Raw genomic sequence first — 25,124 nt, forward strand, 5'->3', positions numbered from 1 at the left:
TTCTTTCTCCTTACAGTTGTGGTATAAATGTTTCAAATTCAGATGTTCCTGCTAACCATTGTCTAGCTTCTTGAAGATTTTCAAACTCCCCTGTCGCAATCATCTGGACTAGGATATTGCCAATTGCAGTTGCCTCTCCAGGCCCCGCAACCACTTCTTTTCCGATGACGTTGGCAGTCAGCTGATTTAGCAAGCTGACATTGGAGCCACCGCCTACGATATGAAGGCAGTTAATGGTCTGACCAGTTAATGCTTCAACTTGCTTCAATTCTCGTCCGTAGGCCTTAGCTAAGTTGGAATAGACAGCCATAACCAGTTCTCCGATAGATTCAGGCACTTTTTGTCCTGTCTCATGACAAGCCTCTTTGATTTCTTCTATCATATTTTCAGGATTAGTGAATCGATCGTCATTCAGATCAATCTCTTGCTGGAATGGCTCAACAAGGGCTGCCTGCTCTGCCATTTCCTTAAAGGAATAGCGATAATCGGTCAGGCGTGCAATTTCTTGGACACACCACATACCTGTAATGTTTTTGAGGAATCGGTATGTCTGATAAGCGCCCCATTCATTTGTATAATTGGCTAGATAGCTGTCTTGATTGGCGATAGACTGTTTAGATTCAATACCTATCAAAGACCAGGTGCCTGAGCTAATATAGGCCCAGTTCTCGCTAGTCGCTGGAACCCCCACAACGGCCGATGCGGTATCATGTGTACCGACCGCAATCACTTGTGCTTCTGGTAGATCATATCCATCTACTTCTAACCGACCGATGAAACCACCCGCTTCAATCAAATCAGGGAACTTGCTATTCTCGATACCAATCACTTCCAACAACTCCTTGTCAAAAGTGCGTGTTTCAAGGTTCATAAATTGGGTCGTTGACCAATTAGTCACTTCTCCTGTCATCTTTCCTGTCAATCTGTAGGCAATGTAATCAGGAATCATAAGAATTTTATCTGTTTTTTCCAACAAACTTCTGTCTTCGACAAAGAGCTGATAGAGGGTATTGAAATTTAGAAATTGGATTCCTGTTTTCTGATAAATGGTTTCTTTTGAGATATGCTGAAAGACTTGTTCCATCGCCCCTTGAGTTCTAGCATCCCGGTAGGCAATTGGTTGAGCTAGTAGGTTGCCATTTTTGTCAAGTAGGCAATAATCAACCGCCCAGGTATCAATACCAATTGTACAGGTGTTTACCCCACTTTGTTTCACTTTTTCTAGCCCAATCAGTACATTATCAACCAGCTGGTCAATATCCCATCTATCATGTCCGTCTGACTTCTCAAATCCATTTTTAAAACGATAAATTTCTCTTAATTCCAATCCATCAGTCTTATTTGCTAAGATCACACGGCCACTAGATGCTCCAATATCAATGGCAACATGATAGGTCATGAGGTTTCTCCTTTGTTTTTTGATACTTCTATTTAACCTTATTTCTGTTTATGGTACAATGTCGATAGAACATTGAAAACGTATCAAATTTACAGTTAGGAAAAAACGAAATGAATCAGTTAGAACAGTTATTATTAAGAAAAACAGAGCATGAACTCTTGCAGGAAAAACAGGGATTCGTAGCAGATTATTTGGACATACAATCCGCAAGTCAGACACCAAAACTCTCTCAACATTTCTTTTTTCAAAATAAAGATATTTTTATCAGTAAACATAGCCGGTACGCTGCTTATCCAGAGCATACCCATCAATTTTTAGAGATCAATTATGTCTATAAGGGGCGTTGTTGCCAGCAGATTAACGGCCAGGAATTTGAGCTGAAAGAGGGAGATATTCTGCTCATGGATGTGGAAAGCCGGCATTCCATTGAGGCATTAGGGGACGAGGATATCCTGATTAACATTTTGTTTCAAAATAAGGATGTATCGATCAACTGGCTCAAGCAACTTCAGGGTGAAAACAGCCTACTTTATCAATTCTTACTGTCAGATTCCTCTCAACACTTCAAGCGGGACAATTTCCTTTTGTTGCATACGGAAGAAAATAGCCCTGTCCGACAAATTTTAACCGAAATGATGACCGAATATTTTTTGCCGCAGGAATTTTCCCAACAGATGTTGAAACACTACCTGCCACTCTTTTTCTACCAATTGGCTCGACTATTGCCAACCCTTGAAAAAACTGTTGATTTACATTTAGAAGAATCAACCTACGCTCAAATATTGAAAATTATTGATCGTGAATACGCTACAATTAGTCTCACTAACCTGGCCCAGCGACTGAGTTTTAATAAAAACTATCTGAGCAACCTCATCAAAGCAGAATCTGGCCAAACCTTCACCCAACTGGTCAATCAACGCAAACTGATGAAAGCTCAATTATTACTGCGAACAACCCAACTCCCTATCCAAGAAATTGCCCTCAGTGTCGGTTTCAGTAATAAAACCTATTTTTACGAAAAATACAAAGAAACCTTCGGCCATGGACCGAAGGAGGAGAGAAAAAGCTAGCAGTTTGAGGCTGCTAGCTTTTACGTTTATGAAATATTCTTTGTTGTATGTACTGCATTTCAAATTTATCCATACGTAAATTACTCATAAAATATACGGAAATTAAATTACATAGAATAGGAATACCGAAGCAAATTAGTAATGTTATCCATTTCTTTTCGACTGTAAATCTGTCAGAAGGTTGTGGTATTGTATCCTGATAACCAACAAATGAAATAGTTCCAGCAATAACCAATGTTGTCGCTGAGCTAACAAATTGGTCTAAAAAATTGAATACACCGTTAATTACAGCTGGGAAATACTTACCTGTTCTATAAAGCTCATAATCAACCATATCATTTTTTAGAATCCCATTTGTAATAATTAGGATCATGTTTGAAGCATTCGTTAGTAATTGTAGAAAAAAGAAGAAACATGCAAAAATCGGATTTTCTATTGAAATACCAGCTTTGGAATAAAATACAGAAATAGCACTCATAAATAGGAAAAATATATTAGCCAACATTGAATAATAACTTATTTTTTTTGCACCATGTCTTTCTATATAACGAAGGATAAACATTCCTATGAAAAGTGATGGCAACAAGGAAATGGTGTTTATAATGGTTCCTAATTGATAGTTTCCTAATACAATCCCATATAAAAGCGTCGTCACAATCGTTTGTCCTGAAATTTGTTGGGCAAATTTTGTAAATATTGAGGTGGCAAGCAACTTTTGAAACGACTTATCTCTAATTAGAATGTCGAATACATCATTCCAGCCTATTTTTCCCAATTGAAAACTTCTATCCAAACCACGAAATCGTTCTGGAGTATCAATCTTTGATAAGGATATTATAGATAAAATTGTAAATAATAAGGTTAATGGTAATAATTTTAGCGCAAGATTACTTAGCAAAGCTTCAGAATATGTATTATTAAACATTGGCAAAAGAATTATCGTTACATATAAAATAGTTAGCAATGGAGTTAAGTAACTATATAGCGTTGAAACAAGCTGTAATATTCCCCGTTGTTTTGGATCATTAGTTAGAACGGCACCTATCATACTTCCACTAATATCTGAAATTGAGGAACCACAAATAAACAAAAGATAAGTACAGATAAAAAAGATAATTCCTAATTGATTATCGATTCCTAGGACAAAAAGCAAATAGATTGAAAGCGCCCTAATTAGCCACCCTAAAGCCATAAAAATACGTAATTTACCAAATGGAGATTTAAAGCGATCTATCATTAAAGCTAACAATGGATCGATTAGGCCATCAAAAATTCGAGTATTTGTTAGAATAAATCCACTAACTACTACTGTAATTCCATAGCCAACATTTGCCAGGTAGCTCATATAAGTTAATAACGTAAAGAATAACATGGAGGAAACAGAATGTAGTTGTGAAAGTACTATTGTGCTAATCTTCGAGCGATTATAAATTGAACTATCAATCTTATCCTGCATAATCATTTTGTTTCCTCCAATATGTTTTCTAATTATATCCTATTTTTTCAAATTTGAAAATTTTCTACCTAGTTGAGTTAGACTTGGTTTAGGCATTCTTTCTTGAGTTTCCCGATTAACAGCTACCAGACCAAACTGCATTGCAAATCCTCGTTGCCATTCGAAATTATCCAGCAAACTCCAATGGAAGTATCCTTGGACTGGATAACCTTCTGCAACCAATTGTTCTACGTCCTTACAAACTTCATTAATAAAATGAACTCGAATTGTGTCATCTGTTGCAGCAATCCCGTTTTCAGTAATGATAATGTTACCGCTATAATCTTTTGCAACTTTTTTAACAACATTTGCTAGTGCATATGGATAATTTTCATATCCCATATCTGTTAAACTAGCCCCTTCAGGAGCTTTTTGAACTCCATTTTTTCCTATAATTTCTCGAGTATAATTTTGAATACCAAGAAAGTCGTCTTTTAAAATGTATGGCAAATAGTGTAAAAATTCTTCATTCCATCGTTTAGCCACATGTTCAGAAGCTTCTAAGCTATCATCCGCAACTTGAAAATCATGAAGGCTTAATGTTAATCCAACTTTTATTTCAGGAAACAAGCTCTTAATTACATCACGCGCTGCAAGATGACAATCAATAATAATCTGATCACCTTTTCTAGTACGATTGGATAAAAATGTATTAGCTTGTTCACCCTCTTTTAATCCAAATACACGACAAGCTTCCTCCTGTTGTTTTTTCATTTGTTCCATCAAAGGATTTACCCCTACTTGCAAGGACTGCCCACTTTGTTTCATTAGACGTTCCATAATCGCTGCCAACTGTAACCCCATATTGGCTTCATTAATGGTACACACATGATTCAACCGATGACCAAGATTTTCCATCACTACTTGTGTATAGCTTCTAAAATAATCGACAGTTTCTGTATTTTCCCATCCACCTTCAGAAATTAACCATTTGGGACTTGAAAAATGATGGAGGGTTACGAATGGCTCGATTCCTTTCTGGTGACAATAATCAATTACTTCCTTGTAGTGGTTTATTTCCTCGCTAGAATATTTTCCTCTTTCAGGTTCTATTCTAGCCCATTCAATTGAGAATCGATATGCATTAAATCCTGCATCTGCCATCAAGTCAATATCTTCTTTAAATCTATGATAGTGGTCTACCGCATCTAGTGATGGTTCCGCAAAGATTGAGTTTTCCATTTGTTCCTGTGCCCAAAAATCGCTATAGATATTATTCCCTTCAATTTGGTGAGCAGCTGTTGATGTACCTAAGTAAAATACCATGATTAATTCCTCCTAAAAAGTATACTTATAATTCCCTGCCGATACTTGCTGAGACATTCCATTTGGCAATTCGATTATAGACTCTACTGGAGTTTCAACACTTAAGTGCCCAGTGCCATCTTCATCCAATTTCCATTCAACAGAAATCTTACCATTTCGGGAGTTATAACTTCCTGAAACTTGACCTAACCGGCTATCCATGATTGGTTTAATTTGAACTTTTTTATAGCCTGGTAACATTGGTTTAATTCCCAAAATATATTCATAAATAAATCTTCCAACACTTCCGAATGCATAATGATTAAAAGATACCATATTCCCATCTGACTGCATTACTTTATCGTCATTGATTCGACCATCTGGTTTTATAGCATCCCACCGCTCCCAGATAGTTGTTGCTCCTCTATTGACCTGATAAATCCAACCCGGACAATCTTCTTGAAGTAATAAATCATATGCTAATTCAGGCTCTCCATTTTCAACCAATAATGGTAATAAATATTCGGTTGAGAAAAATCCTGTGTTAATCCCGTTTTCTCTAACGTTTTCTACAAATTTTTTTGCAACCTTGTTTCGCAACTCACCTGGTTCTAACACATATTGCAATGCCATAATATATGCACCTTGGTAATCTCCAACAACTGTACCATCTACGCTTACAAAAGTAGAAATATAGGCTTTTTGAACTTGTTCATATTTTTTGCGATAGTATAGATAATCTTCTTCAAAACCTAACCGTTTGGCTAATTTTGAAAAAATGTTTAAATCGTTTACAATAAAAGAATTTGAAACAGGTCCATTATTCGTTGCCATCCAAGCCATATCTTTATCAGGCATTAACCAGTCCCCTAAGTTAGGAGCTAACCATAGATTATTTTCTCCGAGGTGCGCAATCTCACAATCAATAAACGCTTTCATATTGTCGTAGTATTGAACCTGTAAATCTTCTGACCCAAATTGCTGATACATAGCCTCAGGAATAATGGTTACTGCATTCCCCCATCCCAACATATTTAAGAATCCAATGCCTCCAGGACCATTTGCTGGAATTGTTGGAGCGACATAGTTTTCACTATTATCAGCCTGTGAAAATGCAATGTCTTTGAAAAATTTCTTCCAAAAGTCTTCGCTATCAAAATTATATGCACCAGTCCGTGCAAAAGCCTGTCCATCGCCAGTGTACCCCATCCGTTCATCACGTTGTGGGCAATCTGTCGGTACTTCAACGTAGTTGGATTTTTGACCCCACAGTTGATTTTCGTATACTCTTTGAAGTTTTTCATGACTGGTATTGAAGTACCCTGTTCTACGCATATCATTATAGAGAGCTCTAGCCTCTACCAGTCCATCCTTGTATTCTACCCCTGAAATTTCGATATAACGGAAGCCCATATAAGTAAATCTCGGCCGATATTTTTTTTCATTTCCATCAGAAGTATAAATAATTTCTGCTTTTGCTTTACGTAAATTATCAGTATAAAGCTGCCCATTTTCTGTAAGTACTTCCCCATGTCGAATATGAATGGTCTCTCCAAAATTTAAATATTTAGTATTTAACTCAATAATTCCTGCAAAATTTTGTCCAAAATCAATAATAGTTCGATCAGGCTGACGAATGACCTCTTTAATTGGAATTTTCTCCTGTAAGATAACTTTAGATTGTGTTAGATTTAAATGTTCAGGGATTGAACCAGTATACTTTACTGCTTCTCCAATAATAACGGGGTCAATTCGGTCATCACGAATTTCACCATCATAAAAACCAGCGTATTGGTATTGTGAAACTTTCTCCACGACTGCATCACTTGAAGTTATGGTATCTTGTGAGCCATCCTCAAAATGAACTGAGAGCACCCAAGAGACCGCTGTCTTATCGCCATAGATTTGAGTGATATTTTCATGAGTGAAACGACCACTGTACCATCCTTGTGCGAGATATACATCGAGTGTATTTGTCCCTGCCTTCAATAAGTCCGTAACATCATATTCTTGATAAAACAAATCTTTTGGATAGTAGGTAAATCCCGGTGCAAAAATTTGATTTCCCACCTTACTACCATTTATCTCGGCTTCGTAAATTCCAAGAGCAGTTATCACTAAACTTGCTTTCGAAATTCTGTTTTCTAATTGACAGACTTGAGAAAAATGATTCACTTCTCCTTCAACATACTCAGAACTATTACTCGTAATGAAATAGCTTTTTAAATTTTCCATTTTACTACCTCTAATAAAATTTATTTAGATAATCAATACTTACCTTAGCAGATTTAAAGCCACTTTTTTCAACCCAATTTCTATGAGTTTCTACGACGATTCCTTCAACACCATATCGCTGGCTCTGACAAATTATCGATTCTAAATTCATATTTCCAAATCCTAATTCAACACAGTCGGATTTCTGAATCGAATTTTGACTAGTTTTTGTTGTTCGAAAACCTCGATCAGTCAGGTGTAAAAGTTTTAAACGACTACCAATCCTCGTTATCCAGTGACTCACATCTGCACCAGCTTCCACTAACCAAAACACATCTAATTCAAAATTTAGAAAATCTGAATTTGTTTTCTCAATCAGATATTCAAAAAAACTCTTTCCAGAATTTAATCTCATTAACTCAACATTATGATTATGATAGAGTAAGTTTAAACTTTCTGATTTTAACTCTCGACCAATTTCATTTAATTGACTTATGAGCTTGTCTGCTTCTTCCTGTGATTGATAATTAAAATTTCTAATTCCTGTTAAAACTATATTATTCGTGTGGAAACTCTTTGCTCTTTTAATTACAGTTTTACGATCTGTTGTTAAGCTTTCTATACTTTCGTGAATACTTACAACCTTTAAATGTGATTCTTCGATCAATCTATGCCAGTCTAATCTATCACAATTTCCAATTGACATACCACTAAGTTTTAAAAGAGTTTTAATCTTGAAAGATAATGGTGTAAGCATAAAGCTATTTAATTCAATACCCTCAAAACCAGCATTTTTCAATTCTTTCAACATTTGTAAAGTCTGCTGATACGTTTTGCAGTCCTTACCTATTTGTAATTGTTGTATCGCTTTCATTATACTCCTTTACTTTCATTTCACTACCTTTTCCAAGTCGGCTAGTTTTTTTGAAAAGAGATAGATACCGAACATACATGCTAGTGGAATCAATGCATAGATACTTCGAATCATAAACAAAGCACTTTCAGATTGAACATTCGCTGAACCAATATAACCTGAAATACCAAGTAATAGTCCAACAAGTCCTGTACCAATACCATTAAATACTGCACCAACAAACCCAACACTTACATTTGTACTACCTTCCATACGTTGCAGTCCAATTTGTTCATTATAACCTGCTAAATTCATAATAATGACATTTCCAAGATAAGAAAGAGGTAAGACCGCTAAACCTGAAAGGAGACTGCCCACAATTAATAATGGAATGCTATCTTTAGCAAAGAAGTTTATTAGATAACCAACACCTGAAATGATTGCACTATATTGAATTAACTGAGATACACTCAATTTTTTCATTAATTTGGGGAAGAAGAACATAATTGGTAGCATTAGGATTGTTAAAAATCCCATAATACCTTGTAAAGAAATATTCCCGACTACATATTTAAAATACTGAGCTTGGACCGCCATCCCCTGGATGATATTAAAAAGACCTATCATACCCGCATAAAACCAAAGGAATTTATTGGCTTTAAACATTGTCACAACGTCTTTTATTTTGATTTTTTCTGAACTAGCACCAGCATAGATTGAGGTATCTTCTTTAACAAAAATAAATCTAAGGATACCAATAATGCACAATGGAATTGCATAAATCAGAATTAATTTATTCCAACCAGCACCTGATGTTGCTAATTTTCCCATCATCATCGGAAATGTAATACTTACTATCATCGCTCCTAACATTGATATTACACCACCATAAGATGAAACCTTAATCACCTGGTTTCTACTAGGAAAAGCACGAATCATATATGGGGTTTGAGCTGCTGTTAAAAGCGAGTTAAAGACAGAAAAAATAAAGAAATACATTATTACAATCCAGATAGACTTGACTGTAGTTGACCATTCAGGTGGACAACTAAAAAGTAGAACAGTACAAATCCAAACGCCAATAATCGCAATTTCATATGGACGACCCTTGCCAAGTTTTGTATTAGTGTTGTCCACTAAGAAACCTGCGAAAAGGTTAGTGATGGCATTAATGATTTTACTAATCATCAGTAGCCCACCAACAAATGCAGGAGACAAGTGTAAAGTATCTGTTGCAAAAAGCATAAGATACCCAAGAACAATAACTTGAACTGCGGACGAAGAAACATCTCTTCCCTTCCATGCTAAAAATTTTCCCAAGTGTAATTTGTCACTTGGATTACTATCAACTGTTTTATTCATCGTTGATCCTCCTTGTTTTTTATGTCATTATTATAATTATAAACGTAACCGGTTTCTTGCATTTTATTAACATTTATTGTATTATTTTAACATCATTTAAATTTGGAGTAACTCAATGAATGAAAACGAATTAACACATTTTCTAACACTACAGAGCAAATTATCAAATGTACCTTGTTCACTTTTCAAAAAACAAACTTGTATCTTTTCGGTAAATATGCCCCAAGGTTTTGCAAATGGCTATTTTAGAAATAATCTCACTTCAGATTTCTATTATCATGTTACAGATGATTTTCTAATATATGGAGTCCTTCCAATATCTGATGAGAGTCATCTTTGTATCGGTCCTGCATTAATAAGCGAACTTTCAAAAAAAGATATTCAATTTTTCCTAGAAAAAGTAAATATAAAAGCTGATGTTGCCGAAAATGAAAAAATATATTCCCTTGAATATATTTCTTTGGAAATGTTTCTCTGTTTACTTTGCATATTTCAAAATGCAGTCAATCATCAACTTGTCGATGTTAAACAATTGATGCAAAAGAAGGAAATAAGTTTTACGGATTTTCAAATTAACATTAGTGAAAAAATAGTAGAAAAAATAGATGAGGAGCAATTTGAATTACAAAATAACTTCCATTCCTCAGACATTGAAGAGAGAATATTCTTAGTAATAAGTCGTGGAAATAGTAAACGCTTAAAAGAAATATTGCTAAGTAATACTTACCAGCTAGGAAAACTCGCCTCAAATACATTCAGACACTTGAAAAATGCTACACTAATCTTAAATAGTATCTCACTTAGAGCAGCTATCAAAGGCGGACTTGACTCCGCTACTGCATATCGCCTAGGTGGGATATATGCCCAAAAAATCGAGAACTGTCAAACTATTGATGAATTGAATTCTGTCAGTTGGCATATGGCATTGGACTACTGCGAAAGGGTTAATAATCATTTGAATCGTGACCAAATAATCAGTCAGAAACAAGATATCAATGTTCGAAAATGTATTGACTATATTCTAGATCATTATTCTGAAGAGATTAGTCTGGATCTCTTAGCAAAAATTACTGGTTACTCTGCTCCTTATTTATCAAAAAAATTCAAAATGGTTACCGGAGTGACTATTACTCATTTTATTAATAAGAAACGCTGTTCTGAAGCACAAGAACTCCTTCTTCTGACAAATTATTCAATTTGGGAAATAGCTAGTCAAGTTGGCTATTCCAGTCAAAGTTACTTCCAAAAACAATTTAAAAAAATAGCAGGTTCAACACCACAAGAGTATCGAAATGAAGAGAATTTAATACACCAATCAATTAATATGTTCGAATAAAAAAGTTACTTATATCCTGATATTCTAGTTTTACAGGAAATGATGACCGAATATTTTTTACCGCAGGAATTTTCCCAACAGATGTTGAAACACTACCTGCCACTCTTTTTCTACCAATTAGCACGACTATTGCCAACCCTTGAAAAAACTGTTGATTTACACTTAGAAGAATCAACCTACGCTCAAATATTGAAAATTATTGATTGTGAATACGCTACAATTAGTCTCACTAACCTGGCCCAGCGACTGAGTTTTAATAAAAACTATCTGAGCAACCTCATCAAAGCAGAATCTGGCCAAACCTTCACCCAACTGGTCAATCAACGCAAACTGATGAAAGCTCAATTATTACTGAGAACGACCCAACTCCCTATTCAAGAAATCGCCCTCAGTGTCGGTTTCAGTAATAAAACCTATTTTTACGAAAAATACAAAGAAACCTTCGGCCATGGACCGAAGGAGAAAAGAAAAAGCTAGCAGTTTGAGGCTGCTAGCTTTGTTAGAATACCGTCAAAAAATAGAATACGTCTATTTCTTTAAAAATTGCTCAATTGCTGGAATAGCAACTTGATTGAAGTTATTGTCAATCCAGTGTACGCCACCCTCTACAGTTACAAGTTTCGATGATGGAAATAATTGATTGGCCTCAACAGCATACCGATAGGGCACTACTTCATCATTGGTTCCTTGTATAATCAGAACAGGGGATTCAACTTTTTTTATTTCACTATCAATATTAATGCCAAGTGCATCTTTTAGATAAACGGCACCAAGTTGAGCATTTTTATGTGTAATCACTGCTGGAATCTGATCCGTTGACGAGACACCTAAACTGGCATAAGTTTCTTTGACATCGTCAAAGAGAACAAAGGCTGGGAAAATCAAAACAAGATTTTTTATAACTGTCGGATTTTCTGCTGCATATAGAGTCGATACAACTCCTCCTTGACTAGCTCCAAGTAAGGTTGTTGCATCAGGATTGACAAACGATTCTTTTGAGAGTTTGTCAACTACTGCTGACAAGTCCTGTTTTTCAGTCAAGACAGACATAGATAACATATCTGTTCCGCCACTTTTTGAGTTATGACTTCCGCCATAAAAATCAAAGCGATAAACGATAAATCCCATACGAGCCAGTTTATCGGCGTATTCTTCATACATTTCTAAGGTATTGTTAAAACCGTGTGAAATGATGACAAGCGGTCGTTTCTCGTTTTTATAGTTGCGAGATGCTGTTACTACACCATATAAGTTAACACCTTCTCTTTCAACCATATAGGTTTCAGAAACGATGTCTTCAGTAGCTTTGAGTTCAAAAGTTGAGGAAGATGTTGTTGTTTCAGATGTCAGTGCTGTCGATTGTTCTGTGGATGACTCACTGGTTGATGTTCGGCTAGTCATCTGATTTTCTACATTTCCATTCTTTTGTTGTACAATCACAAATATTAATACAAAGATACTCATTAAAGTTGCCAAAACTAGTATGATTTTTCTCACAATTCACCTCGTATTATGTTTTTATTATATTCTACCATTTTTTTCTGAAAATAGACTTTGTCCATTACTAGCTATCACTTCTTTGTACCACCAAAATGATTTTTTCTTAAATCGTTCAAGCGTTCCCTTTCCGTCATCATTTCGGTCAACGTAGATAAATCAGTACCGTTTGCTGAGTTCCGCCGTGCTTGCTGAAACCAGATCAATCGGTCCCCAAGTAGTGTATCCCCATAATTCCACGCCATCCTCAATTACCTCAGCCAATTGTCTGAGATGTTTATGCGGTAATCACCCTCAACAGTTGGACCATTAGGTCCATCAACAAGTACATCTTTCGCACCTAGCCCATTTTCAACGATAAAAAGCGGTAACTGGTAGTGATCATAGTAATCATTTAATACTAATCCTAACCCAATAGGGTCAATCTGCCAACCCCATTCTGAACTTTTAAGATATGGATTCTTCATACCACCTGGGAGTTTGAACAACGCTATCTCTCCTATGTCCGTGAAGGCAATCTGGAAAAACTCTAACAACTCATGGAAAACCCAGAAAATATTGATGCTGGTATCGTCTCTGACGATAATCTCCGACAAATCAAAAACCTCCATATTGCCTCAACAACCCTGTCTACACGCGCAGCTATTGAAGGTAGACTAGAACCACAGATTACCTACCATTTCAGGGATATGGTCCTCTGGGAAATGGAGAAATTATCCAATCTGGAGAATATTATGGAATAGCTACAATCCTTTCTCTTTGAATTGACTAAAAAGGTCGCTGCTCTAAAGACAGTTAAAACCGTCGGACCACTTGTACAGCAAGTCATCAATTACATTGCTACTCATATCATTGAGCCGTTGACCGTCAATAACCTGGCGCAATCCCTCTATCAAAAACGCTCTTATCTGTCCCGTATTTTCAAGTCCGAAATGGACACAAACTTGAGCGACTATATCATCGAGCTCAGACTCCTTGAAACTAAAGATTCGCTTCTCTTCACTGATAGAGCTGATAGCGACATCAGCAACTTCCTCGCCTTCTCCAGTCAATCCTACTTCCAGACCGTCTTCAAAAAAAAGCACGGTGTAACCCCACTACAATACCGCAGGCACGCAAAAACCTATTCTTCCAACAAATAAGAATAGGTTTTTTATTTTTTGAAGATTATTTACTTACTTTGAGTAGTCTGTCTCCAATTTCAACTTGTCCACTCGCTAATGATAAGACAGCATGGTAGTCAGCAGTATTGGTTACAATAACAACGGTTGTATCGTCTAAGCCTGCTGCGGTAATTTTCTCTTTATCAAAGGTACCTAGTAGGTCACCTGCTTTGACTTTAGCACCATTTTCTACCTTGAGTTCGAAGCCCTCACCATTCAAGGTAACGGTATTGACACCGACGTGGATGAAGACTTCCGCACCAGATTCTGTCTTCAAACTGAAGGCATGACCAGTCGCAAAGGCTAAAGTCACTTCAGCATCAGCTGGTGCATAGACTGCATAGTCACTTGGTTTAATAGCAATTCCTTGTCCCATGGCTCCACTTGAGAAGACTGGATCGCTGACATCACTTAGTGTCACTACTTTACCAGCAAGTGGTGCAAGTAGAACTTCGTCTGAAACTGGAGTTGCTTGTGGGCTTGCAACCTGTACACTGGTTGCATCTGTTGTCTCTGTATTTCCACGACGTTCCGCAATAGCTGCGTAAATTTCAACCATTCGACCTTCCAAGTCAAACTTACGAAAGCATAGAAAACTGACCAAGCTCAAAATAAATGGTACATAGATAGAAAAAGTAAAGATTGCCTGACGGACAGCCTCAGTTGCAACTGTCATCTCTGCATTGTAACCAGCAACTGCCAAACTCCAACCAATGATAGATACACCAAGACCATTACCAATCTTGTTTGTAAAACTTTGAGCCGCACTCGAACGTCCAACCATTTTCGTACCAAAGAGATAATCATTGTAGTCAATGACCATGGCCATGAGTACACCTGACAAAGCCATAATTGGAATACCAGTAAAGGTTGTAATCAAGCCAACGGCTGTGTTAAATACAAAATGGTCAGGATTGATAACACGTGCAGCAGTAACCACAGTGGTAATCAAAGCCATAACTGTCAAGAGTTTCGTTGGACCCAATTTTTTCACAAGAGGTGTCAATAGTACAAAGCCAAGCAAGGTTGCCAGCAAGCCCAAACCACCCATGATGGCAACTAGGTTGTCATTACCATAAATCCATTTTGCATAGTAAGTGCTAGAGGCTCCTGAAATCCCCCATGAAACTTGGGCAGCAAAGTTGATGACAAGTAGCAAGAGCCAATATTTATTGCGACCTAATTTTGCCAAAGCCTCCCTGTAGGTAAGCTTTTCTTCCTCATCAACATGAGTATGTTTCACTACTTCTTTTGCAGTTTCTTGGCGTGCATCTACTGCTGATTCACGTGCATACTTGTAGCAAAGAAGCATGGAGAGAACGATGATAGCTCCAAAGAAGGCAGCTAGTTTAATCCATGCTGATTGGTCTCCACCCAACATATTTGTAATTGGAATAACCCCGATAACAATAATCATACCTGATACATAGCCAGCTGCTGCTCGCCATGTACCCATATTGCTTCGTTCTTCCTGACTGTTGGTCCGCACGATTTGAAGGGAAACATAAGGAAGTGAAATTGCTGTATAGAAAATATCTGTAATCAAGAGGTTCATAACCATGATATATCCCAGTTGGAACCAATCTGGACCTGGTGGAATGATGAACATGGTCACCAATAGAAGACCAGCTGGTATTCCTGCTTTCAAAAGCCATGGCCGATAGCGTTCTTTCCCTGGAGGAGTATTGTCCACAATAGAACCCATAAACAAGTCTGTAAAGGCATCGATGATACGGTTGATCATAAAGATGGTCGCAATAGCCCCTGCTGCTAAGCCAACCTTATCTGTATAGAAGTAGGTCAATTGGCCCGCCAAACCTGTGATGATGTTAAGCGAGAACATTCCCAAGGAGTCCGCAAAATAATCACGAATCCGCATCACCTTCTGAATCCCGTCACGGTCGTAGCGGATGGCATGTTTGTCTTTTTTACCCACGATATTTTTCCTCCTATGTGTAGGTTATAACTGTTTTATTGATTCAAAACTGCAACAAGTCCTTCTAGCATAGACTTTTCAATCCCTGGTACGAAGCTCAAAAGCTGTCTGATTGGCATTCCTTCCATCATGGCTTGCATCATTTCTGCACTGACGGCATCTGACTGGCTATCAGCCACTTGTTGAGCTTCAGCATTGCCTCCCAGTGCACTGCCCATCATCTGTTCAAAGATTGGACCGGCATGTTTGTCCGCCAATATTTCTCCAATCGTTGAGTTCAGGTGAAAGACCTTTCTTGTAGGTTGGGCTGGAGCGACATGGACACTTGCTTCCAAGATTTTTTCCTCAGCTGACCGACCGATGATAATTGTGTAGTCACCTTCTTCAACAGTCCAGTTCTGTCTATCCATATCCCAGTAAGCAAAGGCTCTCTTGTCCAGTTCGACTGTTACCGTCTTGCTTTCGCCTGGCTCAAGTCCAATTTTGTCAAAGGCCCGTAACTCTAGGCTTGGACGGATAATCTTGCTGTTTGGCGCTGCCACATAGACCTGCACTACTTCTTTTCCGTAACAAATCCCTGTGTTAGTCACGCGAACAGTGACAGCAAGTGTATCAGCATCTGTTAGTTCCTTTTGGCTAAGCTCCAGCTGACCATAGCTGAACTGGGTATAGGACAAGCCATGACCAAATGGAAATAGGACTGGCATTTCCTTAGAACTATAATAACGGTAGCCGACAAAGACACCTTCTCGGTAATAGGACTTGTCATTTTCTCCGCCGTAATCCAAATATGTTGGAGTATCTTGAAGACGAAGGGGGAAGGTCTCAGCTAATCGTCCACTTGGATTGACCTCGCCATAGAGCAAATTGACAGTAGCTTGACCAACCGCCTGCCCTCCGAGATAGACTTCCAAAAGCCCTTTAACCTTGTCAATCCACGGCATTTCAATAGCGGAGCCATTATGAAGAACGACAACTAGATTTTCCTGCACCTGACTGATTTTCTCTAGCAATTCAACCTGATTAGCTGGTAGTTGCATGTGCTTGCGGTCATACCCTTCTGATTCATAGCGGTCTGGTAATCCGATAAAGAGTACGGCCACATCGGATTGTTGCGCTAGTTCGAGCGCCTGTTCTTCGAGGTTTTCTACTGCCACATCCAATCTATCATCATAACCTCTGGCATAGCTAACAGACAAGTCCTTAGCAGCTTCTAATGCTGAATCGACTTTGAAGCTATTGATGTGGGAAGACCCGCCACCTTGGTAGCGTGGTTCTTGGGCATATTGACCGATAAAGGCGACCTTTTGCTCCTTTTTCAGTGGCAAAATGGCATCTTGGTTTTTCAAAAGGATGCTGGACTCTTCTGCTAAGTGTTGAGCAACCTTGTGGTCAGCTTCCCTGTCAAATACAGCTGACTCATCGCGATTGTCCACATAATTAAAGATAACTGTCAAGAAACGCTCTACGGCTTGGTCAAGAATAGATTGGTCCAACTTACCTGACTCAACTGCTGCTACAATCTCCTTGTCAGTACGGTCTGACATAGCTGGCATTTCCAATTCACAGCCCGCTATCAATCCATCTACTCGGTCATTCATAGCACCCCAGTCGGTCATCACATAGCCTTCAAAGCCCCACTCATCCCGGAGAATATCTGTTAAGATTAGCTTGTTTTCACAAAGATAGGTTCCGTTCAGCTTGTTGTAAGCTCCCATCATGGTCCAAGGTTTTGCTTCCTTAACCATCTTTTCAAATGAAGCTAGATAGATTTCACGCATGGTTCGATCGTCCATAATGGAGTCGCTAGTCATCCGATGAAATTCTTGGTTGTTAGCCATGAAATGCTTGGGACTGGTTGCCACATTCTTGCTCTGAACTGCTTGGACATAAGCACTGGCCATATCAGAAGAAAGTAGGGGATCTTCTGACAAGTATTCAAAGTTTCGACCACATAGTGGCGACCGTTTGATGTTCATGGCAGGTCCCAAAATAGTGGACACATTTTCAGCCTGACATTCATTTGCAAGGGTTTGGCCTAGTAGCTTGGCTACTTCCCTATCCCAGCTGGATGCAATGGCACAGCCTGCTGGAAAACAGACTGCTGGAATACTTTCGTTCAATCCCAAGTGGTCGCCTTCGCTCTCTTGTTTGCGCAAGCCATGCGGACCGTCTGATAACATAACTGACGGAATCCCTAAGCGTTCAACTGCCTTTGTATTCCAAAAATCTCTACCAGAACACAAACTTGCTTTTTCTTCCAGAGTCATCTGGGTGACCAGTTCTTTGATATTTCTTTCTGTCATGATATTCTCCTTTGATAACGTTTACAATACTATCTTATAGTGTTTTTAGTGCAAAATATTGTAAAAATCAATTTTTTTGTATAAATTACAATTTAATTTTACAATTTTCTACAAAATCCAAAGCTTTTTTCAAACTCTTTCTCGCTTCTGGTAAAAATGGAAAGGCATGGCACTGCTTGTCTTGAATATCAATAGCGATTCGATGATCTTACTGTTTCAGTTTTTCATAAAGCAGTTTTGAATCATCATAGTGGACCTCGCTGGAAGACACTGATAGTAAGATTGGTGGCATGCCTGTATAGTCTGCAAATTATGTTGAGATGTAAAGATCCAGCAAGGCAACTCTGCTATTAGCCACAGCCCAACCATAAACTGCTTCTTTCTGTTGGTAGCTAATGTAATTACCTCTCAACATGTAATCCATCGCTCTATTTGACAGATGAGACGGGAGCTCGTCTGCATGGTTGGTTGGTGGGGAAAGGGCAATAATGGCGCGTGGCAGGATGTGTTTGCCATCTCGAAGTTTGAGGCCTAGATCCAAGGATAGGGTACCACCCGCACTTTCGCCCATGATGATAGCTTGGCTCAAGTTATGACTACACTTGGCTAAATCTAGAAAGATTGCATAGACATCATCTATCTGTCTCGGCCACTTGTGCTAAAGGGCCAGCCGATAATTGACAGAAATACAGTCGTAACCCAGCTCTTTTAAAATATACTGGGTAACCGCTCGGCGCTCACCGGCAATACCTGTCGTAAAACCACCTCCGCGGATATAGAAGACCCATTTTGGATTGCCAGGTTTGGAATAATACTCGATAATCTGACCTTGTATTTCCAACTCTTCATACTAGAGACTGGAGTCGATTTTGCCACTGTATTTGGCATTTTCTCGCTGTTCTTTTTCGTAATCATATGGACCTGTTGTTTTGTCAACAGCTGGTCGCAGTTACATATAAATATTTAATAAAAACTTTGAAAGCTCATCTTATTCTCCTATAGAGAAAGTATGTGTACTTCCTCAAGATTATTCTGTAATTCAATCCGTTTTGAACCAAGTACAAGCTGTCCTCGAGTATTGCATGGTAATGTTGTCTTGACAATTACCTGATTTCCTTGTTTTTCCCAAGCTATAGAAATTCGCCCATATGGACTGTCATAGTGTCCATAAACCTGATTAAATGGTGCATCAAAGTCAGGCGAAATTTCAATTTCCTGGAAACCTGGACTGGTTTGTTTTAATCCTAAAGCCTCTTTGTAAAGGAAATCGCCCACACACCCAAAAGCATAGTGGTTAAAGGAAACAGGATTGATTTGCCCGTCTGGTCGAATGGCATCCCAATTTTCCCATAGACTTGTCGCTCCTTGATTGACCTCATAAAGCCAAGAAGGACATTTTTCCTGAAGTACCAAGGTCCAGGCAGTATCTGCATAACCATTGGCCTTCAAAACTTCTAACAACAGTGGAGTAGCCATGAAGCCGGTATCCAGACGGTAATCATTTTCAGCTATCAGTTGATTGAGACGATTGGCAAAGCGGACAGCATCAACCTCTGGAACCATTTGATGAGCTAGGGCCAACACATAATTCCCTTGAATTTCCTGCTCTAAGAGTCCGTTTTCTTTAACAAAGATAGCTTGAAAGGCCTGACGGACGTCGGTAGCAAACTGACGAGCATCTTCAGCAAGGTTTGTATCACCAAGAATCTCAGCAATACTTACCAACTTATCCGCCCCTGCAGCAACCAGACAGGTTCCCACTACGTTCATGGTTAGGAAGGAAGACATGGGGCCGTCTGTAAATCCTGCTTCGTTAACAACGGAGGGAATAATCCAATCTCCAAAATGAAAACCAGTATTGATGACATGCTGCTGATGTTTCAAGTCAGTCTCTGATAGGTCATCTGCAGAAACTCCATAAGGTAATTCAGCGACCATTTGTTTAACTGCTGAAAACCACTTTTTCATAGCATCAAGATTCTCAGTTATGACTGTAGAATCGTTATAGACAGTATGCAAGGTTAGAGGTAGGTCATAGATAACATCTGCCCAGCCCAGTGAACCTGCAAAAGATTGCTGGATATAATTTTTAATCTGAGGAACTGTATGGATAATATGTCCATTCTCTCTTTGCTCTGCGCGAATACTCTTGAGCCAGTCATCATAAAAAGCAAACATGTCTTGGTTGAAAAGGGCTGTCTTAGCATAGACAAGGACATCCCCAGTCCAGCCTGCCTTTTCTCGTGTAGGGCAATCTGTTGGAATATCGATATTATTACTCCACTGACTCCACTGGATATTTTTTTGTAGACGATTGATTTTAAGGTTATCCGTTTCAAAACTTCCGGTTTCAACGTTGGAAGAACTAATGGCTAAAGCTGTGAAGTCTTCTTTTTTCCAGTCGATATTTCCAGTAAGTCTCAGGTACCTAAATCCATGATAGGTAAATTGAGGCTGGAAAATTTCTTCTTGACGACCAGCACAGATATACTCATCCATTTGGCCTCTGTGGTCACCGGTGAAAGGATAATAAAAATTCCCTTCCTTATCCAAAGTTTCACCGTGCTCAAAACGAAGCTCCTGACCTTCCTGAGTATTTTGCAATCTCACATGTAACTGACCTGCTAAATTTTGTCCAAAATCAACAAGGGTATCGCCATTAGGAGCCAGCCAGATTTTTTCAGCCTTTACTTCTCTGATAACGGAAACATATGGAGATAATTGAGCTTCCAAGTTTTCTAGAGAGTAGCTTGCCAATTCTACTAGCTTCCATTCATCTGCCTGATAGTTAGGTAGATGAATGGCCAGATTTTCTAATCTAGCATCAACCTTTTGCCCCAGGAATAAATCTGCATGTCGTACGGGTCCATTATAACTATAAGTCCATGACTCATCTGTTTTCACAAGTACCTCCTGGCCCAACTCATCTACAATCTGAATTTGGCCCAATAAGCCAAGTACATCACCATACTCACGTCCCCGACCCAATGCGATTTTTCCCTTGTACCACCCGTCAGCCACTGTAACCACAAGGACATTATCACCTTTCACTAAGTAATCCTTAATATCGTAGACTTGGTAACGTAATCGTTTGTCGTAAGTAGTAAAACCAGGTGTTAGTAGGGCGTGGCTGACTTTTTTGCCATTGATTTTCAGTTCATAAATCCCGTGACTGGTCATAAAAACTTTTGCTTGTTGTACTGTTTGCTCCAAAGTAAAGACCTTACGAAATTGGACTGCAGGGTCATAGGGGCTTAGCGGAAATTGAGACATGAGCTCTTCATCTGTTTTAAAATCGCTCATATCCCCAGTCATGATTTTTGGTAATAAGGCCAGCCATTCAGCCGTAGCTTCTGCTATAGCATCAACTGCTGGTTGTGGCAAAGGAGCAGGCTCAATCCATTTGGCTTGCCAATCAGCTATCTGTAGTAAGCCAGTTTCAAAATAGAAATCATCGCAGGTCACGGTCATTCCGTTCGTAAACCACAGTTCCAGTTTGATTTGATAACGATGATTAGACTGTAAGCTTTCTGAGGCCTTCATCTGTGCCATATTTTTCTGGCTAAGTATTCGTCCAGAATCCCAAAGAACACTCCCATCTTCGTTTACTACAGTAAGCTGATAAGCCTCCTGAAGTAAGTTTGGCAAATCTGAGGCTAGTTTCCAAGAAAAACGTGGATTTCCTTTGGTTACAGCTATTGGATTTTCTATATACTCCGTATAAAGTTTACTGACTGTAATCATTCTCTCTTCCTTTCTTTCATCAAGGGTGTCACTTGAAACGTTTTTTTTGATTATATCTATTTTCTTCTCAATAATATTGTATAATTCAACTTTTTTATGTAAAATACAATTATGATTGATGTATTAAACTATTGTAATTCTTTTTACCATGCCCACTATATCCCTGTTTCCTATTTTGATACTGAGAAACATTTAGTAGTCTGCTTTCCAGATCAGTTAGGTTGTTTAGGTAAACTACTTGACCGATTTGAAGAAACGGATGAAGTAGGTATCTTCTACGCAACTGGTTTTTCTATTTTTTACAAGATTGAACTTGGAAATGAAAATGGAAGCCTTGTTTTTGGTCCTTTCTGCACTAGCAAGCCTAATCAGCAAGAAATGAAAGACTTCCTAGATTGCTTTGCTATTTCCCAAGAAAATACCATGCTGATGGAACAAAGTGTACGGCAAATTCCGATAACTTCTATCAACCAGAGTCTCTTTATCTTAGATCAGGCCTATACTGCCGTGAAGCAGGAGCAAATCAATATTTTTGAGCGCTTTGGCTTTGTTCATCCAAGCCAGCAGAGCATTCAGGAGGATTTAACTGACCAGCTCTACGATGCCAAGGAAGAGGCACGCCACCACAACACCTACTATTTTGAAAAGCGGTTAATTCAGGCGGTGAAGACTGGCAATGTCCAGAAACTCCATGAGTTATTGGTCTACCAGGACCAGGCCTATCACGCTGGTCAGTTGTCTGACAATCTTCTGAGGCAGTTGAAAAATATCTTCATTATTGCGATTACCCAAACCGTTCGTGCGGCTATTGAGGGAGGGCTATCTATTGAAAAAGCCTATCAGCTCAGTGATATCTATATCAATAAGTGCGAGCATATGACAGATGAGGCTAGTATTTACGGTCTTAGCTACACCATGTATATGGATTTTGTACAACGGGTAGCAGATTGCAAGATTCAGTCTCGTCTGAGCCAGCCAGTTCAGCAGGCCCTTAACTATATTCAGACCCATACCAATCTACCTCTGACTGTTCAAATGGTGGCAGACCATGTTGGTTTCAGCTACTCCTTCTTCAGTAAGCAATTCAAACAGGAAACTGAGAAGACGATTAACGAGGCTATTCTAGAAGCTAAAATGGAAGAAGCCATGGAACTGCTGGCATTTACCGATAAGCCTATCAGCCATATTAGTACCTATTTGGCCTTCTCCAGTCAATCCTACTTTCAAAACCAGTTCAAAAAGTTTACTGGACAAACTCCACTCCATTATCGGAAGGATAAAAGATAAGGGAGGAAGGTGCTCAAGTACCTTCCTTTTACTCCGCCCTCATTTCAACCATTTCTTTGTTCTGGGACTCGAGTGACAACTTGACTGAATCGTGAATAGCTCCCACAATGTCGTCCTCTTCTACACCTAAAATGGTCGCTCCCTGGGATTTATCGATATATAGCTGACTGCACTGCAAGTCAGCAAAGCGAACCACATCTAATCCACCCTAGTGGCCATCTTTTTTCTGGGCATTCATAATTTGCTTACCGACTTGAGCATAGGCCCACTTGGGAATGGAAATAATCTTCTTGCCCGGCGTTCTCATGGCATAATGGAAGTGACCTAACTTTTTTATCTTCCAACTTGTAAAATTTATGATGTGTTAAACAATTTTAATGAATTTTATGATACAATGATATATATCAGCTTACCGCTCTACAACTTTGAACTCTTGTAGCAAGCACAGTAAGTGGGTACCCACTTACGATAAAATTAACGAAGCAGACGCCTTTGGCTCTGCTTTTTTCGTTATATTTTACTTGTTAGGGAGAACCCTAAGACCCCGATAGGAAGGAATAGACAATGGAAAAACGTACTAGACCAAACCAATTAAAAATTCGACTTTCGGATAAAGAACTTGCTCAAGTGCGACAAAAATATGGACAATCTCGGTCAAAATCAATGCGACATTTCGTCCTCAAGTGTATCCTTGAAACATCGATTTATGAAGTCGATATGCAACCATTTAGAGAGTTACAACATCTCCTTTCCAAGACCTCCACTAATGTCAACCAAATTGCCAAGAAGGTCAATACTTACTCCCTTGTTTATAAAGAGGATATTATGACGATTCAAAACGAAATACATCGTTTGAGTAAGGAACTCAATAAACTACAAAACATACTCTACAACAGAACAAATCAGGGGGATATTTGATATGGCTGTTACTAAAATTCACCCCATTAAATCTACTCTGCATTTTGCAATAGACTACATCCTTGAGAAGAAAAAAACAGATGATCAAACGCTCATTTCGACACACATGTGTTTCCCTACCACTGCTCATTTACAATTCTTACAAACTCGAAAAGAGAATAAAGTAAATGGAACGGTACTAGCTCGACACCTGATCCAATCCTTCTTACCAGGTGAAGTTGACCAAGAAACTGCCCATAAAATTGGATTAGAACTCTGTAAAAATATATTGAAAGATGAGTATGAATTTGTACTTACTACTCATATTGACAAAGGCCATATTCATAATCATATTATTTTTAATAATGTCAATTTTGAAACTGGGAAATGCTATCAAAGCAATAAACGGACCTATCATCAAATACGGTCTACTAGTGATCGCTTATGCAAAAAATACAAATTGTCAATTATTGATGAACATTATCAAACTTATCGCAAGAAATACAAAACCAGGGGAAAATCCCATTATGAGTGGGAACAAAGCCAAAATGGTAAAGGTTGGAAGTCATATTTACAATTTCTTATCGACCTAAATGTTTCACGTTCGAACTCATGGGACGACTTTCTTGACCGTATGAAGAAATCAAAATGCGAAGTCAAATTTGGAAAACACATTGCCTTCAAATGTAAAAATGCTTCTAGATTCACACGCTCTAAAACAATTGGATCCGACTATACTGAGGAGAGATTGAAAAAAAGAATTGAGAATAATCCGCCTCAACAACTTATTGATACAAGTAAGATTAATGATAAAAAAGGATTGGAATTTTGGGCGAGAAAACACAACTTAAAATCCATGGCACAAGGTCTAGTTGAACTGAGAAACCTAGGTATTCAAACAAAAAATGATTTAGAACTTGCCATCGAATCTATTGCTGATAAACAAATCTCGATTCAAGATGAAGTTAAGCAAATTGATAAAGAAATGACGGAACTTGGTAAGATAATGGAAAATCTTCACGTCATACAGAAGAATAGACTCATTTATCATCATTATCAGAAGCAACCAAATAATCGCCAGTTCTTAAAAGAATATCAGAAAGAAATTACTGCCTACAAAATGGCCAAACAAGACCTTTCACTCAATAATAAATCAGCCAATCCAAAAGACATATTATCCCAGTTAGAACATTTGCAAGAAAAAAAGAATACCCTTATGACAGAGTATTCTCAAATAAAATTTCAATTCAACAAACTATATCAGCACAAGAAAAATATTGACTATTACTTTGAAACTGAACAAAATCGCAATATTTAAGA

19 protein-coding genes and 2 pseudogenes are annotated in these 25,124 nt (G+C 38.3%); 8 read left to right on the top strand and 13 right to left on the bottom strand.

Annotation, left to right across the window (positions count from 1 at the left end; all coding sequences use genetic code 11):
- Nucleotides 1-10 precede the first annotated feature (10 nt).
- On the bottom strand, nt 11-1,399 hold the full coding sequence (gene rhaB / locus G576_RS12360; RefSeq protein ID WP_037618576.1) for a rhamnulokinase: 1,389 nt from the start codon (nt 1,397-1,399) through the stop codon (nt 11-13).
- A gap of 110 nt (nt 1,400-1,509) precedes the next feature.
- Between rhaB and G576_RS0105500 the strand changes: the two genes are divergently transcribed.
- Nucleotides 1,510-2,469 (top strand): AraC family transcriptional regulator, encoded by a 960-nt coding sequence (locus G576_RS0105500; RefSeq protein ID WP_027973760.1) that lies wholly within the window; start codon nt 1,510-1,512, stop codon nt 2,467-2,469.
- 13 nt (nt 2,470-2,482) lie between these two features.
- Here G576_RS0105500 and G576_RS0105505 read toward each other — a convergent pair whose 3' ends face one another.
- The 5 genes from G576_RS0105505 to G576_RS12365 are packed head-to-tail and all read right to left on the bottom strand — an operon-like array spanning nt 2,483 to nt 9,638.
- Complete coding sequence (locus tag G576_RS0105505) at nt 2,483-3,931, bottom strand: MFS transporter (protein ID WP_027973761.1); 1,449 nt, start codon at nt 3,929-3,931, stop codon at nt 2,483-2,485.
- A 33-nt stretch (nt 3,932-3,964) separates the two neighbouring features.
- Nucleotides 3,965-5,230 carry a glycoside hydrolase family 1 protein gene (locus tag G576_RS0105510; protein ID WP_037618579.1) on the bottom strand — a complete coding sequence of 422 codons (1,266 nt, stop codon included), beginning with the start codon at nt 5,228-5,230 and terminating at the stop codon, nt 3,965-3,967.
- 12 nt (nt 5,231-5,242) lie between these two features.
- Complete coding sequence (locus tag G576_RS0105515; RefSeq protein WP_156875114.1) at nt 5,243-7,444, bottom strand: alpha-L-rhamnosidase; 2,202 nt, start codon at nt 7,442-7,444, stop codon at nt 5,243-5,245.
- 10 nt (nt 7,445-7,454) lie between these two features.
- Nucleotides 7,455-8,297 carry a sugar phosphate isomerase/epimerase family protein gene (locus tag G576_RS0105520; protein ID WP_037618582.1) on the bottom strand — a complete coding sequence of 281 codons (843 nt, stop codon included), beginning with the start codon at nt 8,295-8,297 and terminating at the stop codon, nt 7,455-7,457.
- Between the two features lie 15 nt (nt 8,298-8,312).
- On the bottom strand, nt 8,313-9,638 hold the full coding sequence (locus G576_RS12365) for an MFS transporter (protein WP_024398056.1): 1,326 nt from the start codon (nt 9,636-9,638) through the stop codon (nt 8,313-8,315).
- A 115-nt stretch (nt 9,639-9,753) separates the two neighbouring features.
- Here G576_RS12365 and G576_RS13000 point away from each other — a divergent pair, with 115 nt between their 5' ends.
- Complete coding sequence (locus tag G576_RS13000) at nt 9,754-10,974, top strand: helix-turn-helix domain-containing protein (protein ID WP_027973765.1); 1,221 nt, start codon at nt 9,754-9,756, stop codon at nt 10,972-10,974.
- A 39-nt stretch (nt 10,975-11,013) separates the two neighbouring features.
- Nucleotides 11,014-11,451 carry a helix-turn-helix transcriptional regulator gene (locus G576_RS12370; RefSeq protein WP_245563017.1) on the top strand — a complete coding sequence of 146 codons (438 nt, stop codon included), beginning with the start codon at nt 11,014-11,016 and terminating at the stop codon, nt 11,449-11,451.
- Nucleotides 11,452-11,502: 51 nt separating this feature from the next.
- On the opposite strand, the gene G576_RS12375 is transcribed toward G576_RS12370, so the two are convergent.
- Nucleotides 11,503-12,414 carry an alpha/beta hydrolase gene (locus G576_RS12375; protein ID WP_169361571.1) on the bottom strand — a complete coding sequence of 304 codons (912 nt, stop codon included), beginning with the start codon at nt 12,412-12,414 and terminating at the stop codon, nt 11,503-11,505.
- An 81-nt stretch (nt 12,415-12,495) separates the two neighbouring features.
- Nucleotides 12,496-12,944 (bottom strand): annotated as a pseudogene (locus G576_RS12380) (family 1 glycosylhydrolase); the annotation flags it as partial.
- Between the two features lie 66 nt (nt 12,945-13,010).
- On the opposite strand from G576_RS12380, the gene G576_RS13545 reads away from it, so the two are divergent.
- The gene (locus G576_RS13545) at nt 13,011-13,214 is read left to right on the top strand and encodes a hypothetical protein (protein WP_027973768.1); all 204 of its coding nucleotides are present in this window, start codon (nt 13,011-13,013) and stop codon (nt 13,212-13,214) included.
- Between the two features lie 189 nt (nt 13,215-13,403).
- Nucleotides 13,404-13,613: a helix-turn-helix domain-containing protein gene (locus G576_RS14135; RefSeq protein WP_425423366.1), complete on the top strand. Its 210-nt coding sequence runs from the start codon at nt 13,404-13,406 to the stop codon at nt 13,611-13,613.
- A gap of 25 nt (nt 13,614-13,638) precedes the next feature.
- Here G576_RS14135 and G576_RS14035 read toward each other — a convergent pair whose 3' ends face one another.
- The 4 genes and pseudogenes from G576_RS14035 to G576_RS0105585 form a co-directional block, all read right to left on the bottom strand.
- Nucleotides 13,639-15,570: a glucose PTS transporter subunit IIA gene (locus tag G576_RS14035; RefSeq protein ID WP_281168622.1), complete on the bottom strand. Its 1,932-nt coding sequence runs from the start codon at nt 15,568-15,570 to the stop codon at nt 13,639-13,641.
- Between the two features lie 35 nt (nt 15,571-15,605).
- Nucleotides 15,606-17,876 carry a glycoside hydrolase family 3 C-terminal domain-containing protein gene (locus tag G576_RS0105570; RefSeq protein WP_027973770.1) on the bottom strand — a complete coding sequence of 757 codons (2,271 nt, stop codon included), beginning with the start codon at nt 17,874-17,876 and terminating at the stop codon, nt 15,606-15,608.
- Between the two features lie 310 nt (nt 17,877-18,186).
- Nucleotides 18,187-18,717: pseudogene (locus tag G576_RS13915) on the bottom strand (alpha/beta hydrolase fold domain-containing protein).
- A 155-nt stretch (nt 18,718-18,872) separates the two neighbouring features.
- Complete coding sequence (locus G576_RS0105585) at nt 18,873-21,620, bottom strand: alpha-L-rhamnosidase (RefSeq protein ID WP_027973773.1); 2,748 nt, start codon at nt 21,618-21,620, stop codon at nt 18,873-18,875.
- A gap of 111 nt (nt 21,621-21,731) precedes the next feature.
- Between G576_RS0105585 and G576_RS13005 the strand changes: the two genes are divergently transcribed.
- On the top strand, nt 21,732-22,907 hold the full coding sequence (locus G576_RS13005) for a helix-turn-helix domain-containing protein (RefSeq protein WP_051178015.1): 1,176 nt from the start codon (nt 21,732-21,734) through the stop codon (nt 22,905-22,907).
- A 28-nt stretch (nt 22,908-22,935) separates the two neighbouring features.
- Here G576_RS13005 and G576_RS13550 read toward each other — a convergent pair whose 3' ends face one another.
- Nucleotides 22,936-23,103 carry a hypothetical protein gene (locus tag G576_RS13550; RefSeq protein WP_156875115.1) on the bottom strand — a complete coding sequence of 56 codons (168 nt, stop codon included), beginning with the start codon at nt 23,101-23,103 and terminating at the stop codon, nt 22,936-22,938.
- Nucleotides 23,104-23,471: 368 nt separating this feature from the next.
- Here G576_RS13550 and G576_RS0105605 point away from each other — a divergent pair, with 368 nt between their 5' ends.
- Together G576_RS0105605 and G576_RS0105610 are read left to right on the top strand one after the other, a co-directional pair.
- A complete protein-coding gene (locus tag G576_RS0105605) occupies nt 23,472-23,825 on the top strand; it encodes a plasmid mobilization protein (RefSeq protein WP_027973774.1) in 354 nt (117 codons plus the stop codon).
- 1 nt (nt 23,826) lies between these two features.
- Nucleotides 23,827-25,122, top strand: a complete 1,296-nt coding sequence (locus tag G576_RS0105610; RefSeq protein WP_027973775.1) for a relaxase/mobilization nuclease domain-containing protein — start codon at nt 23,827-23,829, stop codon at nt 25,120-25,122.
- The last annotated feature ends 2 nt before the right edge of the window (nt 25,123-25,124 follow it).

The sequence above is a fragment of the Streptococcus porci DSM 23759 genome (assembly GCF_000423765.1).
Classification (GTDB): domain Bacteria; phylum Bacillota; class Bacilli; order Lactobacillales; family Streptococcaceae; genus Streptococcus; species Streptococcus porci.

Coding starts and splice junctions, on each gene's coding strand:
- G576_RS0105520 (WP_037618582.1), bottom strand. CDS start 8,297: ATGAAAGCGATACAACAATTACAAATAGGTAAGGACTGCAAAACGTAT.
- G576_RS12365 (WP_024398056.1), bottom strand. CDS start 9,638: ATGAATAAAACAGTTGATAGTAATCCAAGTGACAAATTACACTTGGGA.
- G576_RS14135 (WP_425423366.1), top strand. CDS start 13,404: ATGGACACAAACTTGAGCGACTATATCATCGAGCTCAGACTCCTTGAA.
- G576_RS0105515 (WP_156875114.1), bottom strand. CDS start 7,444: ATGGAAAATTTAAAAAGCTATTTCATTACGAGTAATAGTTCTGAGTAT.
- G576_RS13000 (WP_027973765.1), top strand. CDS start 9,754: ATGAATGAAAACGAATTAACACATTTTCTAACACTACAGAGCAAATTA.
- G576_RS0105505 (WP_027973761.1), bottom strand. CDS start 3,931: ATGATTATGCAGGATAAGATTGATAGTTCAATTTATAATCGCTCGAAG.
- G576_RS13005 (WP_051178015.1), top strand. CDS start 21,732: ATGATTGATGTATTAAACTATTGTAATTCTTTTTACCATGCCCACTAT.
- G576_RS0105510 (WP_037618579.1), bottom strand. CDS start 5,230: ATGGTATTTTACTTAGGTACATCAACAGCTGCTCACCAAATTGAAGGG.
- G576_RS0105500 (WP_027973760.1), top strand. CDS start 1,510: ATGAATCAGTTAGAACAGTTATTATTAAGAAAAACAGAGCATGAACTC.
- G576_RS12370 (WP_245563017.1), top strand. CDS start 11,014: ATGATGACCGAATATTTTTTACCGCAGGAATTTTCCCAACAGATGTTG.
- rhaB (WP_037618576.1), bottom strand. CDS start 1,399: ATGACCTATCATGTTGCCATTGATATTGGAGCATCTAGTGGCCGTGTG.
- G576_RS0105610 (WP_027973775.1), top strand. CDS start 23,827: ATGGCTGTTACTAAAATTCACCCCATTAAATCTACTCTGCATTTTGCA.
- G576_RS13545 (WP_027973768.1), top strand. CDS start 13,011: ATGGAAAACCCAGAAAATATTGATGCTGGTATCGTCTCTGACGATAAT.
- G576_RS0105570 (WP_027973770.1), bottom strand. CDS start 17,876: ATGACAGAAAGAAATATCAAAGAACTGGTCACCCAGATGACTCTGGAA.
- G576_RS0105605 (WP_027973774.1), top strand. CDS start 23,472: ATGGAAAAACGTACTAGACCAAACCAATTAAAAATTCGACTTTCGGAT.
- G576_RS0105585 (WP_027973773.1), bottom strand. CDS start 21,620: ATGATTACAGTCAGTAAACTTTATACGGAGTATATAGAAAATCCAATA.